Source organism: Actinoplanes campanulatus (genome assembly GCF_014647795.1).
GTDB lineage: Bacteria > Actinomycetota > Actinomycetes > Mycobacteriales > Micromonosporaceae > Actinoplanes > Actinoplanes campanulatus.
This window is the reverse complement of record NZ_BMPW01000001.1, coordinates 31,458-45,582: the sequence shown is the minus strand read 5'-3', so window position 1 is coordinate 45,582 and position 14,125 is coordinate 31,458. Positions and strand designations below refer to the sequence as shown.

The window sequence follows — 14,125 nt, the reverse complement described above, 5'->3', positions numbered from 1 at the left end:
AGCGTCGGCGCGTGGACACCGTGGACGCCATCGTCATCGGGGCCGGGCACAACGGGCTGGTCGCCGCCAATCTGCTCGCCGACGCCGGCTGGTCGGTACGGGTCCTGGAGGCCACCCCGCACCCGGGCGGCGCCGTCCGTTCCGGGCACGTGACCGCCCCCGGCTACCTGTCCGACCTGTTCAGCTCCTTCTATCCGCTGGGCTACGCGTCCCCGGTGATGAAGGCGCTGAACCTGGACCTGCGCTGGACGCACGCGCCGGACGTGTTCACCCACCTGCTGCCGGACGGCCGGGCCGCCACGGTGAGCCGGGAACTGGACCGGACGATGGCGTCGATGGAGGCGTTCGCGCCCGGCGACGGGGAGCGCTGGCGTACCGCGTACCGGGAATGGCGGGGTGTCTCGGACCGGATGATGGACACGCTGTTCACCCCGTTCCCGCCGGTCCGGCACGGCCTCGGCCTGGTCCGGCAGTTGCGGGTGGGCGGCTCCCTGCGGCTGGCCCGCCGCCTGGTCCTGTCGGTGCGCGAGCTGGCCTCCGAGCTGTTCGAGGGCGAGGGCGCGGCCCTGGCGCTGGCCGGCTGCGCCCTGCACACCGACCTGTCCCCCGAGGAGGCCGGCGGCGGCGTCTACGGCTGGCTGCTGGCCATGCTGGCGCAGCAGGTCGGCTGGCCGGTTCCGGTCGGCGGCGCGGGCGAGATCACCTCGGCCCTGATCCGGCGGTTCCCCGGCGAAATAAGCTGTGGGGCCCCGGTCACCCGGGTCCTGGTGGCCCGCGGCCGCGCGATGGGCGTGCGCACCGCGGACGGCCGGGACTGGCGGGCCCGGCGCGCGGTGATCGCCGACGTGCCCGCCCCGGCGCTCTTCCTGGACCTGGTCGGCGAGCGGTGGCTGCCGCCGCGGATGACCGAGGACCTGGCGCACTTCCGCTGGGACGGCGCCACCGTGAAGGTCGACTGGGCGGTGCGCACGAGGATGCCGTGGACGAACCCGGCGGCCGCCGGCTCCGGCACGGTGCACCTGGGCGCCGACCTGAACGGGCTGACCCGGTACGCCGCCCGGCTCGCCTCCGACCAACTGCCGAAGCACCCGTTCCTGCTGCTCGGGCAGACCACGACCGCTGATCCGTCCCGGTCACCGGAGGGCACCGAGTCGGTGTGGGCGTACACCCATCTGCCGCACCGGCCGTCCTGGACGGCCGACGAGATCGCCGGGCACGTGGAGCGGATGGAGGCGGTCGTCGAGGAGCACGCGCCCGGTTTCCGGCGCGAGGTGGTGGGCCGCAACGTGTTCGGCCCGGCCGACCTGGAGCGGGAGAACCCGTCCCTGGTCGGCGGCGCGCTCGGCGGTGGCACGGCGGCCGCCTTCCAGCAGCTGTTCCTGCGCCCGGTTCCCGGCCTGGGCCGCCCGGACACCCCGGTGGACCGGCTGTTCCTGGGCAGCGCGTCGGCGCATCCGGGCGGCGGGGTGCACGGCGCGCCGGGCGCGAACGCGGCCCGCGCCGCCCTGGCCCGTGACCGGCGGCTGACCGGGGCCGCCTACCGGGCCGCGATCAGCGGCGCGCACCGGGTGATCTACGCCTGACGTTCGGCGATGTCGGCGAGCCGGCGCAGCGTCTCCATGTTGCGCCGGTGCAGCAGCAGGTCGTTGAGCTTGTTGCGCACCCACCGCAGCGGGCCCTCGGTGAAGTCCTCCTCGATCACCACCCGGGTGGCGCCGCCGTCGACCGGGTCCAGGCGGATGTCCACCTCGGCGGCCCCGAGCGGCCACAGCCCGGCGTTCAGCTTCAGCTCCTTACCGGGGGTGCAGGCGAGCACCGTCGACGAGTCGTGCAGCGACAGCGGCCACGGGCCGGCCTTGTGGTGGAGCCTCGTGCCGGGGGCCGGCCAGGCCTCCTCCACGTCGCGGATGTGTACGGTCCCGACCACCCAATCGCTGTAGCTCCAGCCGTCGGCGAGGACGGCGAAGATTCGGTCGGGTGGGGCCTGAACGGTTCGTGCCACGGTTGCCACGAGATCCGAATTACCCTGCGTAGGCAGCTCGTAACGAGTGGCTCATGTTTTGCCGTTCAAGCTCCCGGGCAATGGCTCCGCGTACCCCGACCCCAGCATCTGGAGGAGACCCCGTGCGCATTGCGATGATCTCCGAACCGGCCGGCCGGGCCGATGAACTGGCCGCCGCGCTGGCCGAGCTGGGCCATGAGGTCCGCGTCTACATCCGCCGCGCGGACCCGGACTCCGCCGAGGTGGTCGTCACCCCGGCCGGTGTGCACGTGGTGAACGTGGTGGCCGGCCCGATCCGGCCGATCCCCTCCGACCTGCTGCTCCCGCACATGGGCGAGTTCGCCCGGGTGCTCGGCGAGCAGTGGCGCGACGGCTGGTCCCCGGATGTCGCGCACGCCCACTTCTGGACCAGCGGCCTGGCCGCGGTCACCGCCGCCAAGCAGATCGGGGTGCCGGTGGTGCAGTCCTTCCACGAGCTCGGCGAGTTCGACGGCGACGCGCGGGGCCCGTCCCGGTCCGGCTACGAGCGCGCGCTCGGCCGGGCGGTGGACCGGGTGGTGGCACAGACCCAGGACGAGGTGGGCGAACTGGTGCGCATCGGCGTGCCCAGGGCCCGTCTCACCGTGATCCCGTCCGGTGTGGACAGCGAACGGTTCACCCCGGACGGCCCGGCTGCCCCGCGCGACCCGGAGCTGCCCCGCATCCTGTCGGTCGGCAAGCTGGTCGAGCGCAAGGGCTTCGGCGACGTCATCCAGGCCATGCGCTACGTTCCCGGCGCCGAGGTGGTGGTCGTCGGCGGTCCGCCGCCCGAGCAGCTGCCCGCCGACCCGGGCGCCGGACTGCTGCGGTCGATGGCCGAGCAGTTCCGGGTCGCCGACCGGTTCCGGCTGGTCGGCTCGGTGCCGCAGCGGGAGCTGCCCAGCTGGTACAGGTCGGCGGACGTGCTGGTGGCCGCCCCTGGCGACGAGCGGTCGGCCCTGGAGGCGATGGCCTGCGGGCTGCCCGTGGTCGGGACCGCGGTGGGCACCCTGACCGAGACGGTGGTCGACGGGCTCACCGGCGACCTGGTGCCGGCCCGGGACCCGCGGGCGCTGGGCGGGGCACTGCGCCGGCTGATCAACGACAAGGTGCGCCGGTTCACGTACGCGACCGCCGCCCTGGACCGCGCCCGCCAGGCGTACTCGTGGAAGCGGGTGGCCGCGCAGATCGGCTCGGTCTACGCCGGCCTGCGCCGCAGCAACGCCACGGTGTAGACCGGCATCAACCGATCGGTGGACGGCGACGGCCGCCCGCTGTTCGATTCGGGCACGGCGCCCGCCACGCGACGCTGTCCGCATGACAGTCATCGAGGTCGAGAACCTGGCGAAGAGGTACGGCGAGACCGTAGCCGTCCGGGATGTGTCGTTCACCGTCGAGGCCGGCGAGATCTTCGGGATCCTCGGCCCGAACGGCGCCGGCAAGACCACCACCGTCGAGTGCATCGCCGGGCTGCGTACCGCCGACTCGGGCCGGATCACGGTGCTCGGGCGCCCGGCCGGCGACCCGGAGCTGCGCGCCCGGATCGGGGTGCAGCTCCAGGAGAGCGAACTCCAGGACAAGATCACCGTCCGCGAGGCGCTGGAGCTGTACAGCGCCTTCTACCCGAACCCGGCGGACTGGCGTGAGCTGGCCGGCGACCTGGGCCTGACCGCCAAGCTCAGGACCCGGTTCGGCAAGCTCTCCGGCGGCCAGAAGCAGCGGCTGTCCATCGCGCTGGCCCTGCTCGGCAACCCCGAGGTCGCCATCCTGGACGAGCTGACCACCGGCCTCGACCCGCAGGCCCGCCGGGACACCTGGGACCTGATCTCCGGCATCCGCGACCGCGGGGTCACCCTGCTGCTGGTCACCCACTTCATGGAGGAGGCCGAGCGCCTCTGCGACCGGATCGTGGTGATCGACAAGGGTGCGGTGGCCGCCCTCGACACCCCGGGCGGCCTGATCAACCGGGCCGGCGACGAGCAGCGGATCCGGTTCCGCCCGTCCGCGCCGTTCGCCGACGAGCTGCTCACCGCCCTGCCCGAGGTGCGCGAGCTGAGCCACCAGGGCCCGCGGATCGAGATCATCGGCTCCGGGAACCTGCTGCACGCCGTCATCTCGGTGCTCGCCCGCGACGGCATCGTCGCCGCCGAGCTGACCCTGGAACAGGCCACCCTCGACGACGCCTTCGTCCACCTCACCCGCGGGGAGTGAACACCATGTCCGTCTTCACCAAGCTGACCCTGTCCGAGTTCAAGCTCACCCTCCGCGATCCGCTCTACGTCTTCTTCACCCTGCTCTTCCCGCTCCTGCTGATCACCATCCTCGGCAACGTGCCGACCATGCAGGAGACCCCGCCGGAGCTGGGCGGTCTCCGGGTGATCGACGTCTACGCCGGAGCCGCCCTCGGGCTGGCCATCGGCATCATCGGGTTGCAGGGGATGCCCGCGGTGCTCGCCACCTACCGTGAGCGGGGGATCCTGCGCCGGTTCGCCACCACCCCGGTCCGCCCCACGCTGCTGCTGGCCGCGCAACTGACGATGAACCTGGCCACCGTGCTGGTGTCCGCCGTCCTCGTCTACACGGTCGCCCACCTGGCGTTCGACGTGCCGATCCCGGAGTCGCCGCTCACCCTGCTCCTGGCGATCCTGCTCAACTGCTCCGGCGCGTTCGCCATCGGCCTGCTGCTGGCGGCCCTGGCGCCGACCGGCAAGACGGCCAACGCGATCGGCACCTTCCTGTTCTTCCCGATGATGTTCCTCGCCGGGCTGTGGGCGCCGCGGGAGCTGATGCCCGAGGTGCTCCAGCGGATCGGTGACTTCACCCCGTTCGCGGCCGGCCAGGACCTGATGAACGGCGCCCTCACGGGACAGTCGCCGGAATGGCTCTCGATTACCGTGCTCATTGGATATCTGGTGATCTGCGGCGCCGCCGCCGTGAAGTTCTTCCGCTGGGAATGACGATCGGGAGTGACCATGGAGGACCCCACCCGGGATCTGACGCGCCCGATCCTGACCTACGGGACACTGGCCTGTTCGCTGGTGCTGGTGCTGGTGGCCTGGAACACCCCGGTCCCGCACACGGACCTTCCCACCATCCTGACCGCCACCGCGCTGACCGCCTGCTGGATCGCCTGGTGGGTGGATCTGCACCCGGGCTGGCAGCACCGGAGCGGCCTGATGGCGGTCTTCCTCACCGGCCTGATCCTTCTCGGTCTGTGGCTCGCCTGGTGCAGCCCGCTCTTCGGCATCTACACCTGGTCCGGCTACCTCTTCATCGGCTATGCGGTCCGCGGCATGTGGCCGCTGGCCGTGGTGGCGCCGGTCGCCGCGGTCAACGCCTTCGCCCAGGTCGGCGGATGGGTCACCTTCGCGGGCGACGACGGGATCGTCATCTACCTGGCGGTCCTGGTCTGCAACCTGCTGATCGCCGAGACCATGACCCTGATCGGGATCCGGGCCGACCGGCGGTCGCAGAGCCGCGAGGACCGGATCGACGCGCTCGCCGAGGCCAACGCGAAACTCGCCGCCGCCCTCAAGGAGAACGCCGGGCTGCACGCCCAACTGCTGGTCCAGGCACACGAGGCGGGCGTCCTCAACGAGCGGCAGCGGATGGCCGGCGAGATCCACGACGTCCTCGCCCAGGGCCTGACCGGCATCGTCACCCAGCTCGAGGCGGCCGAGTCGCACCCGGCCGAACGCGACCGGCACCTGGTGGCGGCGAAGCGCCTGGCCCGGGAGAGCCTCTCCGAGGCGCGCCGCTCGGTGCAGGCGCTGCGCCCGCAGCATCTGGACGCGGCCCGGCTGCCCGAGGCGCTGGACGAGGTGGTCCGGGCGTGGGCCGGCATCCACGGCGTCCGCGCCGACCTGACGGTCACCGGGACGGCCCGGCCGATGCTTCCGGACATCGAGACGACCCTGCTGCGGACCGCCCAGGAGGCGCTGGCCAACGTGGCCCGGCACGCCGCCGCCGGCCGGGTCGGCCTCACCCTGTCCTACATGGAGGACCTGATCACCCTGGACGTCCGCGACGACGGCGCCGGCTTCGACCCGGACGCGCCGCGGGAGGTCACCGAGAACGGCGGCTTCGGCCTGCACGCGATGCGGGAACGCCTCAGCCGCATCGCCGGAACCCTGGAGGTCGAGTCGGAACCCGGCGGCGGAACCGCGATCTCCGCGTGCGTTCCGGCCATCGCGATCGGAGCAGCATGATCAAGATAGTCATCGTCGACGATCACCCGGTGGTGCGCGACGGCCTGCGCGGCATGTTCACCGGCGACGGCCGGTTCACCGTCCTCGGCGAGGCCGGTGACGGCCGGGAGGCGCTCGCCCTCACCGAGGCCGTCACCCCCGACGTCGTGCTGATGGACCTGCGCATGCCGGTGATGGACGGCGTCACCACCATCCGCGAGCTCAAGGCGCGCGGCTGCACCGCCCGCGTCCTGGTCCTCACCACCTACGACACCGACAGCGACGTGCTTCCCGCGATCAAGGCGGGCGCCACCGGCTACCTGCTCAAGGACACCCCGCGCGAGGAGCTCTTCCGGGCCGTGCTGGCGGCGCACCGCGGCGAGTCGGTGCTCTCCCCGGCCGTCGCCGGCCGTCTCATGGGCCAGCTCCGGTCACCCGCCAAGGAGCCGCTCAGCCAGCGCGAGCTGGAGGTGCTCGGCCTGATCGCCCGGGGCTGCACCAACCGGGAGACGGCCAAGCGCCTGTTCATCAGCGAGGCCACCGTCAAGACACACCTGCTGCACGCCTACGCCAAGCTCGGCGTCCGGGACCGGGCCTCCGCGGTGGCCACGGCGATCGGTCAGGGCCTTCTCCGCGGCGATTGAAAACCCATTTCCGGTACGGGACACGCGAACCGCCGTTGCCATACCCGCGATCGTCTGCCGGGCCGGGCCCGGCGGCGCGCCCGCCGGGCTGAGCTGCCCACTCACCCTCTTCTCGGCGCGCCCCGGTACGTGCCGAACGACCACAGGTTGCCCTCCGGGTCACGAGCCGTGAAGTCCCGCGAACCGTAGCCGGTGTCGGCCGGCTTCCGCAGGATCTCCGCCCCGGCGGCGGCCGCCCGCGCGTACAGGCCGTCGACGTCGTCGGTCACCACATACCCTCCGAAACTCCCCGGTGCCAGGTCGTTCCACGGGTTGCCGGGGTCGTCGCGCACCGAACCGAGCATGACGCCGCCACCGGGCGGCCAGCTGAGCTCGGCGTGGTCGACCGTGTCGCCCTCGCCGTGGACCACGGTCTCCTCGAAACCGAACGCCTCGACCAGGAACCGGATCAGCGCCCGGGCGTCGTTCGCCTTCAGGGTCGGCCACACCTGCGGGGCCGGTGCTTGCGAATCAGTCATACCGTCCATCGTCGTCGCCGGGTCCCGCATGCGCTTGGACGAAACCGAAGTCACCCGCCAGCTCCACGGGCGCCTGGAACAGACCGGAACTCCCGAATTCGTCGGCCAGCCAGCGGGACGGCGCGCACCCCGCGAACGCCCGGAAGTCCCGGACCAGATGCGACTGGTCGGCGTACCCGTGTGCGGCCGCCACATCGGCCAGCCGCACCCCGGGCCGCATCGCCCGCCGGGCCCGGTCGAAGCGTGCCACCCGGGCCGCCTCCTTCGGCCGGATCCCCACCTCGGCCCGGAACCGGTCGGTCAGGTGCCGCGGACTCCAGCCCACCTCCGAGGCGAGCCCCGCGACACTGACCGGGCCGGCGCCGAACAGACGGCGTACCGCGTGCGCGGCCCACGACGGCCCGGCGTCCTCCCGGAGCAGCGCGCCCAGCATGGCGTCGAGCACCGCGAACCGGGCCGGCCAGTCCGGCGCGCACCGCAGCCGGTCCCGCGTCTCACCGACGAACCGGTCACCGAGCAGCGCGCCCGCGTCCACGTCCAGGTTGGCGAGCTCGGCCGCGGGGACCCCGAGAAGCACCCGGCAGCCCAGCGGGTGCACCGCCACCTGCACCCCGGACTGCCGGCCGTCGTGGGTGATCAGCGCGGGCGCCAGGTGCAGCCCACCGGCGAGCGACCGGTACCGGCCCGGCGCCTGACGCGGATCCGGGTGCGCGGCCATGACCAGCGGATCGTCCAGCGTGAAGATCAGCGTCAGGTACGGCGACGGCAGCCCCCGGTGCCGGGCCGGCGCCACCCCACGCTGCCGGTAGCCGGTGTAGTGCCCGATCCACGGCCGCAGCCCCGGAGCCGGGTAGGACCACGCGTACTCGTCCATGCCCGCCAGTCTCCCCGATCGGCGCGGATGCGAGGATCTGGCCCATGCGTGCGGTGGTGATCGGAGCCGGAATCGGTGGACTGGCGGCCGGGGTGGCCCTCCGGCGGCGCGGCTGGGAGGTGACCGTCCTGGAACGGGCGCCCGCCCTCGAACCGGTCGGCGCCGGGCTCGCCGTCGCCCCCAACGCGCTGCGCGTCCTCGACGCCCTCGGCGCCGGCGAGCGTATCCGCGAGCTGTCCGGACTCCAGGGCACCGCCGGGATCCGCCGCCCCGACGGCGGATGGATCACCCGGACCGACGCGTCGAAGGCGGCCGCCCGCTACGGCGAACCGGTCATCGTGGTGCACCGGGCCACCCTCGTCCGCACGCTCGCCGAGCAGCTCGCTCCCGGCGAGCTCCGCCTCGGCCTGCCGGCCGACGACGTCGATCCGGAGACCGGGCGGGTGGTCACGGCCGACGGCACGCTCACCGCCGATCTGGTGGTCGCCGCCGACGGACTTCATTCACCGGTACGCGCGAAGCTGTTCCCCACCCACCCCGGCCCGGTCTACACCGGCGTCACGAGCTGGCGCATCGTCGTGCCGCACCCCGGTGGAACCCTCGTCGCCGCCGAGACCTGGGGCGCCGGAAAGGTCTTCGGGGTGGCCGTGCTCGGTGACGGCCGCGTCTACTGCTACGCCACCGCACCCGCCGCCGAGGGTGGCCGCGCCGGCGACGAGAAGGCGGAGATGCTGCGCCTCTTCGGTGACTGGCACGAGCCCGTCCCGTCGCTGATCGCCGCCGCCACCGAGGTGGTCCGCACCGACATCCGCTGCCTCGACGAGCCGCTGCCCCGCTTCCACACCGGCCGGGTCGCGCTGCTCGGCGACGCCGCCCACGCCATGACCCCGAACCTCGGCCAGGGCGCCTGCCAGGCCCTCGAGGACGCGGTCGTCCTGGCCCGGCACGCCGACGACCTGCCCCGTTACACGGCCGAGCGGCTTCCTCGTACCACCGAGGTGGCCCGGGCCTCCCGCAGAGTGGGCCGCATGGCCAACCTCGGCCACCCACTCGCCGAGCGCCTCCGCAACGCGGGCATGGCCCTGGGCGGCAGGCTCGGCCCCGACCTGATCCTCCGCCAGATGGACCCCGTCCTCACCTGGCGCCCACCCACCTGAGCCGGCTCCCAGTCCCGCCCCCACCACACCAGGACAGCCCTGAGAGCCAGCCGCAAAGATCCAGCCGGGCGGAGATCAGCCGGCCAGGGCCTGGGCCAGGTCGTCGCGGAAGGTGCGCTCGCTCTCGGTGACGGTCTCGCCGCCGATACCGAGCAGGCCGCCGCTGGAGGCCGCGCCCACCACCTCGTCGGCGATCTCCACGAGCCAGTGCCGGTAGGTCTCGGCGTCCGCGGCCGACGCCTTCGCGGCCAGCAGCGCCGCCACCTCGGCGGCCCGGCCCACCACGTCGGCCGCGTAACCGGCCGGGTCGGCCGGCTCGATCACCGGCGCCTCCTCACCGATCTCCGGGTCGCCGGCCTCGGCCACCGCGGCCGCGGCGACGGCGGCGACCAGCGGGCTGGCCGAGGCCCTTCCGTCGGAGATGCGGTCGAGCCCGGCCGCGCTCTCGGCACGGGTCTTGCGGGCGCTGTCCGGGGTGGCGGCGCTCGCCGCGGTGAGCACCGACTGCGGAAGGCCGGTCAGCAGCCCCCACTCGGCGTCGGTGAAACCCAGTTCGGCGTAGAGCGGTCGATCCGTCACGCGTGTTTCCCTTCCGGTGAGGTGGTCGTCAGCATTCTTACCTACCCGTTCCGGCCCGCTGATCAACCCGTGTCCACGATCGTCGGCATGTCGCGCCGCACCGTCTACCCAGGACCGTTCGCGTCTGCCGGGTGTGAGGGCACACGCGAAGCGTCGTGTGTGCGCTGGCCGCTTCCATCGCAGCGGTGCCGGAACACGGAGCCCGCGTCGTGTGCGCCCACCCGTCCTGGAGCGCCGGGTGGCTCGACGGGCGGGAGCCGCGGGGGTGGCTGGAGTGGGCAACCGGTCGCGAGGGTGACCACCGGGATCAGCCCGGCGGCCGCGCTGCGGCATGGAGTGGCAGCGCGGCCGTGCGGAACCGGCGGGACGGGAAGGATGCGGTCGAGAACGCTCAGACCCGTACGATATCGGCGGTTTTAGGGTTTGGCCTCGTAGACGATGTTGAACGGGGTCTCGGCGACCCGGCGGAAGTGGGTGAAACCGGCGTCGGTGGCCAGGCGGCGGATCGGCTCCTCGCCGGCCTGGGCGCCGAGGGAGTAGCCGCCGTCCTGGGAGAGGGCGCTCGGCACGCAGAGGAACGCCGAGAAGGCGTAGTAGACGCGGCCGACCGGGTTGAGGTTGTCGGCGACCGTGGCGCCGGCGGCCGGTTCGACGATCATCCAGGCGCCGGACGGGGTGAGCTGGTCGCGGATGTGCCGGGCCGCGCCGAGCGGGTCGCCCATGTCGTGCAGCGCGTCGAACGTGGTGACCAGGTCGTACGGTCCGCCACCGAAGCCCTGCGCACCCGCCGCCTCGAAGCTGACCCGCCCGTCCAGACCGGCGTCGGCGGCCCGTTTGCGGGCCTGGTCGACCGAGCCGTGATGGTAGTCGGAGCCGGTGAAGACCGAGTTCGGGTAGGCGTGGGCCATCAGCACCGTCGACGCACCGTGACCGCAGCCGACGTCGGCGACCCGGATGCCCCCGCGCAGCCGGTCCTCGATCCCGTCCAGGGCCGGCAGCCATTCGGCGATCAGGTGGGCGCTGTAACCGGGCCGGAAGAAGCGTTCGCAGCCGGTGAACACGTCGTCGTCGTGCTGGTGCCAGCCCAGCCCGTCACCGGTACGGAACGCCGCGGTGATCCGTGGCTCCGCCTTGAGTGCTCCGAGCGCCAGCTGGAAGGCCCCGGGCGCGAAGATCGGCCCGTCCGGGTCGGTGAGCGCGAACGCCTGCTCGGGGGTGAGCGAGTAACGCCCGCTCGCCGGGTCGAACTCCACGTAGCCACCGGCTGCCTGGCCCCGCAGCCACTCCTCGACGTAGCGGGGAGCGGTGCCGGTCCGCTCGGCGAGTTCCTCCGGCAGCGCCGCGCCGGTGGCGAGGGCCCGGTACAGGCCGAGCCGGTCGCCGATCACGACGCCGCCGGCGGCCATGGTGGCGCCCAGGTCGCCGACGAACCGGTGCACGAATTCCATCAGTTTCGCTTCGTTGACTGTCATGCTTCGTTTCTATAAGTCTTCGAGGCGCCGGAACTCCGTGTCGGCTACCTGGCTCGACGGGCGTGGATACCTAGACCGGCACCTAGACTCCGCGGCATGGGCCGGGCCCTGCTGGAACGGGATCACGAGCTGAGCGAGCTGGGCCTGGTGGCCCGGCGGGCGCTGGACGGGCACGGCTCGGTCGTCCTGATCACCGGCGAGGCGGGGATCGGCAAGTCGAGCGTGGTCGACGCGATCCGGTCGGTGCTGCCGGCCGAGGGCCGGCTGCTGGTCGGCTACTGCGACGACCTGGCCACCCCACGGGTGCTGGGGCCGCTGCGCGACCTGGTCGGCAAGGTCGGCGCGGGGCTCACCGAGGCGCTGTCCTCGGGCGACCGGACCCGGGTGTTCGAGGCGTTCCGGAACGAGCTGGACTGGCCGGGCCACCCGACCGTGCTGGTCGTCGAGGACCTGCACTGGGCCGACGAGGCGACGCTGGACGTGCTGCGGTTCCTGGTGCGCCGGATCGCGGCCCTGCCGGTGGTGATGGTCGGCACCTACCGGGACGAGGAGATCGGCGCCGACCATCCGTTGCACGGCCTGCTCGGGCTGGCCGTGACCACGCCGATGCGCCGCCTGCCGCTGGCCCGGCTGTCCGCCGGAGCGGTTCGCAGCCTGGTCGGTGACCGGGGGCTCGACTCGGCCCGGGTCTTCGCGGTCACCTCCGGCAACCCGTTCTTCGTCACCGAGGTGCTCGGCACCGGCGACACCGACGGCGTCCCGGCCACGGTCACCGAGGCGGTGTACGCCCGTCTGCAATCCCTGGACCGGCCCGGCCGGGACGCCCTGGCCCTGCTCGCCGTGGTCCCGTCCGCGGTGGAGTCCTGGCTGGTGGACGCGATCGTGCCGGGCGGCCTGGAGGCGCTCGCCCCGGCCGAGCAGCGGGGCATGCTGACGGTCACCCCGTCCCGGGTGGCGTTCCGGCACGAGCTGATGCGCCGGGCGGTGGCCGCGTCGCTGCCCGCCTCCCGGCGGATCGCCGCGAACCGCGCGGTGCTGGCCGCCCTGCTGGAGCGGGGCGACGCCGACCTGTCCCGGCTGGTGCACCATGCCGCCGAGGCCGGCGACGCCGACCGGATCGTCCGGTACGCGCCGGCTGCGGCCGCCGAGGCCACCGCCGCCGGTTCGCACCGTGAGGCGGCCGCCCACTACCGGCTGGTTCTCGAACACAGGGCGGCGTTCCCGCCGGAGGAGCGGGCCGGTCTGCTGGAGGCGTACGCCGAGGAGTGCTACACCCTGGGCCTGGCCGAACCGGCCGTCACCGCCCAGCGTGAGGCGGTGGCGCTGCGCCGCGGCCTGACCGGCCCGGCCGCGCTGGGTCTCGCGCTGCGCCGCCTCTCCCGGGTCCACTGGTACGCCGGCGACCGCCCGGGCGCCGAGACGGCCGCCACCGAGGCCGTCGAGGTCCTGGAGCGGGCCGGCGACGACGCGGCCCTCGCGTTCGGACTGAGCAACCAGTCGCAGCTGCACGCCCTGGGCGGGCAGACCGGCCCGGCGGTCGTGGCGGGGGAGCGGGCGATCGCCCTGGCCCGGGCGACCGGCGCGGCCGGGGTGCTGTCGCACGCGCTGAACAACGTCGGCTACGCCCTCTGGGACCGCGGCGATCCGCGCGGCCACCGGTTGCTGACCGAGAGCCTGGCCGTGGCGCTCACCGCGGGCGAGGACGATCACGCCTGCCGGGCGTACGCCAACCTGGCCTGGCACCTGATCGACGACCTGCGCCTGCGGGAGGCGTGCGAGCTGCTCGACGAGGGGATGGCGTTCGCCGAGCGCCACGAGGTGCTGGGCTTCCTGCGCTACCTGCACGTCACCCTTTCGACGGCCCTCTTCCGGCTGAGCGAGTGGGACGAGGCGGACCGGCACGCCCGCTGGGCCGACGGCGCGCCCGCCGTGATGCGCAGCCCCGCGCTGGTGGTGCGGGGCCTGGTGCGGTTGCGCCGGGGCCGGGCGGGCGGTGAGGCGCCGATCGAGGAGGCGTGGGAGGTGGCCCGCGGCATCGGGGAGGCGCAGCGGGTCGGCCCGGCGGGCGCGGCGATGGCCGAGGCGGCCTGGCTGCGCGGTGACCCGGCCGCCGCCGACCGGCTGACGCCGGTCTTCCAGCGGGTGCTGGCCGCGGAGGGCGGCCGCCGGCTGGGCGCGTTCGGCTACTGGCTGCACCGGCTGGGCGCGGAGGTCACGGTCCCTCATCCGTACGCGCCGCTCGTCGACGGCAGCCCGCACGAGGCGGCCCGGCGGTGGGCGGAGGCCGGCTGCCGCTACGACCAGGCGCTCGCCCTGAGCCACAGCGACGAGGAGGAGGACCTGCTGTCGGCGGTCCGCATCCTCGACTCCCTGGACGCCGAACCGTTGGCCCGCCGGGTCCGGTCCCGGCTGCGTGAGCTGGGCTTCTCCCGGATTCCGCGAGGGCCGCAGCCGGCCACCCGGGACCATCCGGCGGGACTGACCGGCCGCCAGGCCGAGGTGCTGCGGCTGCTGGCCGAGGGTCTGAGCAACCCGGAGATCGCGGCGCGGCTGGTGCTCTCGGTCCGTACCGTCGACGCCCACGTGGCCGCCGTCATGGCGAAACTGACCGTCCACACCCGCCGGGAGGCCGTGTCCCGGGCCCGCGCCATCGGCCTGCTGGAAGAATGATCGG

The 14,125-nt window shown here is 73.7% G+C and carries 13 protein-coding genes; 8 read left to right on the top strand and 5 right to left on the bottom strand.

The features are described from left to right. The first annotated feature begins 11 nt into the window (after nt 1–11). Nucleotides 12–1,583, top strand: a complete 1,572-nt coding sequence (locus IEZ13_RS00225; protein ID WP_183215412.1) for a phytoene desaturase family protein — start codon at nt 12–14, stop codon at nt 1,581–1,583. Here IEZ13_RS00225 and IEZ13_RS00220 read toward each other — a convergent pair. Continuing rightward, nucleotides 1,574–2,002 (bottom strand): SRPBCC family protein, encoded by a 429-nt coding sequence (locus IEZ13_RS00220; RefSeq protein WP_306421485.1) that lies wholly within the window; start codon nt 2,000–2,002, stop codon nt 1,574–1,576. The genes IEZ13_RS00225 and IEZ13_RS00220 overlap by 10 nt on opposite strands. Nucleotides 2,003–2,124: 122 nt before the next feature. On the opposite strand from IEZ13_RS00220, the gene IEZ13_RS00215 reads away from it, so the two are divergent. From IEZ13_RS00215 to IEZ13_RS00195, 5 genes are all read left to right on the top strand, one after another. Continuing rightward, nucleotides 2,125–3,255, top strand: coding sequence for a glycosyltransferase (locus IEZ13_RS00215; protein WP_372441822.1), 1,131 nt, complete (start codon nt 2,125–2,127; stop codon nt 3,253–3,255). Between the two features lie 82 nt (nt 3,256–3,337). Further along, nucleotides 3,338–4,231 carry an ABC transporter ATP-binding protein gene (locus IEZ13_RS00210; RefSeq protein ID WP_183215406.1) on the top strand — a complete coding sequence of 298 codons (894 nt, stop codon included), beginning with the start codon at nt 3,338–3,340 and terminating at the stop codon, nt 4,229–4,231. Nucleotides 4,232–4,236: 5 nt separating this feature from the next. Then, nucleotides 4,237–4,977, top strand: coding sequence for an ABC transporter permease (locus tag IEZ13_RS00205; protein ID WP_183215404.1), 741 nt, complete (start codon nt 4,237–4,239; stop codon nt 4,975–4,977). A 15-nt stretch (nt 4,978–4,992) separates the two neighbouring features. Next, nucleotides 4,993–6,228 (top strand): sensor histidine kinase, encoded by a 1,236-nt coding sequence (locus tag IEZ13_RS00200; protein WP_183215403.1) that lies wholly within the window; start codon nt 4,993–4,995, stop codon nt 6,226–6,228. After that, nucleotides 6,225–6,851, top strand: coding sequence for a response regulator (locus IEZ13_RS00195; protein ID WP_183215401.1), 627 nt, complete (start codon nt 6,225–6,227; stop codon nt 6,849–6,851). Before IEZ13_RS00200 ends, IEZ13_RS00195 begins: the two co-directional genes overlap by 4 nt. A 101-nt stretch (nt 6,852–6,952) precedes the next feature. On the opposite strand, the gene IEZ13_RS00190 is transcribed toward IEZ13_RS00195, so the two are convergent. Beyond that, nucleotides 6,953–7,369 carry a VOC family protein gene (locus tag IEZ13_RS00190; protein WP_183215399.1) on the bottom strand — a complete coding sequence of 139 codons (417 nt, stop codon included), beginning with the start codon at nt 7,367–7,369 and terminating at the stop codon, nt 6,953–6,955. Further along, the gene (locus IEZ13_RS00185; protein WP_183215397.1) at nt 7,362–8,243 is read right to left on the bottom strand and encodes a helix-turn-helix domain-containing protein; all 882 of its coding nucleotides are present in this window, start codon (nt 8,241–8,243) and stop codon (nt 7,362–7,364) included. The genes IEZ13_RS00190 and IEZ13_RS00185 overlap by 8 nt, the downstream gene beginning before the upstream one ends. 44 nt (nt 8,244–8,287) lie before the next feature. On the opposite strand from IEZ13_RS00185, the gene IEZ13_RS00180 reads away from it, so the two are divergent. Continuing rightward, nucleotides 8,288–9,400 (top strand): FAD-dependent monooxygenase, encoded by a 1,113-nt coding sequence (locus IEZ13_RS00180; RefSeq protein ID WP_183215395.1) that lies wholly within the window; start codon nt 8,288–8,290, stop codon nt 9,398–9,400. A gap of 75 nt (nt 9,401–9,475) precedes the next feature. Here the strand turns inward: IEZ13_RS00180 and IEZ13_RS00175 are convergent, their stop codons facing one another. Together IEZ13_RS00175 and IEZ13_RS00170 are read right to left on the bottom strand one after the other, a co-directional pair. Then, entirely contained in the window at nt 9,476–9,979 is a 504-nt protein-coding gene (locus tag IEZ13_RS00175; protein WP_183215393.1) for a hypothetical protein, read from the bottom strand. Nucleotides 9,980–10,395: 416 nt separating this feature from the next. After that, entirely contained in the window at nt 10,396–11,451 is a 1,056-nt protein-coding gene (locus IEZ13_RS00170; RefSeq protein ID WP_183215391.1) for a methyltransferase domain-containing protein, read from the bottom strand. A 96-nt stretch (nt 11,452–11,547) separates the two neighbouring features. Between IEZ13_RS00170 and IEZ13_RS00165 the strand changes: the two genes are divergently transcribed. Then, nucleotides 11,548–14,121, top strand: coding sequence for an ATP-binding protein (locus IEZ13_RS00165; RefSeq protein ID WP_183215389.1), 2,574 nt, complete (start codon nt 11,548–11,550; stop codon nt 14,119–14,121). Nucleotides 14,122–14,125: the final 4 nt, after the last annotated feature.

Coding starts and splice junctions, on each gene's coding strand:
- IEZ13_RS00210 (WP_183215406.1), top strand. CDS start 3,338: ATGACAGTCATCGAGGTCGAGAACCTGGCGAAGAGGTACGGCGAGACC.
- IEZ13_RS00205 (WP_183215404.1), top strand. CDS start 4,237: ATGTCCGTCTTCACCAAGCTGACCCTGTCCGAGTTCAAGCTCACCCTC.
- IEZ13_RS00200 (WP_183215403.1), top strand. CDS start 4,993: ATGGAGGACCCCACCCGGGATCTGACGCGCCCGATCCTGACCTACGGG.
- IEZ13_RS00195 (WP_183215401.1), top strand. CDS start 6,225: ATGATCAAGATAGTCATCGTCGACGATCACCCGGTGGTGCGCGACGGC.
- IEZ13_RS00190 (WP_183215399.1), bottom strand. CDS start 7,369: ATGACTGATTCGCAAGCACCGGCCCCGCAGGTGTGGCCGACCCTGAAG.
- IEZ13_RS00185 (WP_183215397.1), bottom strand. CDS start 8,243: ATGGACGAGTACGCGTGGTCCTACCCGGCTCCGGGGCTGCGGCCGTGG.
- IEZ13_RS00180 (WP_183215395.1), top strand. CDS start 8,288: ATGCGTGCGGTGGTGATCGGAGCCGGAATCGGTGGACTGGCGGCCGGG.
- IEZ13_RS00170 (WP_183215391.1), bottom strand. CDS start 11,451: ATGACAGTCAACGAAGCGAAACTGATGGAATTCGTGCACCGGTTCGTC.
- IEZ13_RS00165 (WP_183215389.1), top strand. CDS start 11,548: ATGGGCCGGGCCCTGCTGGAACGGGATCACGAGCTGAGCGAGCTGGGC.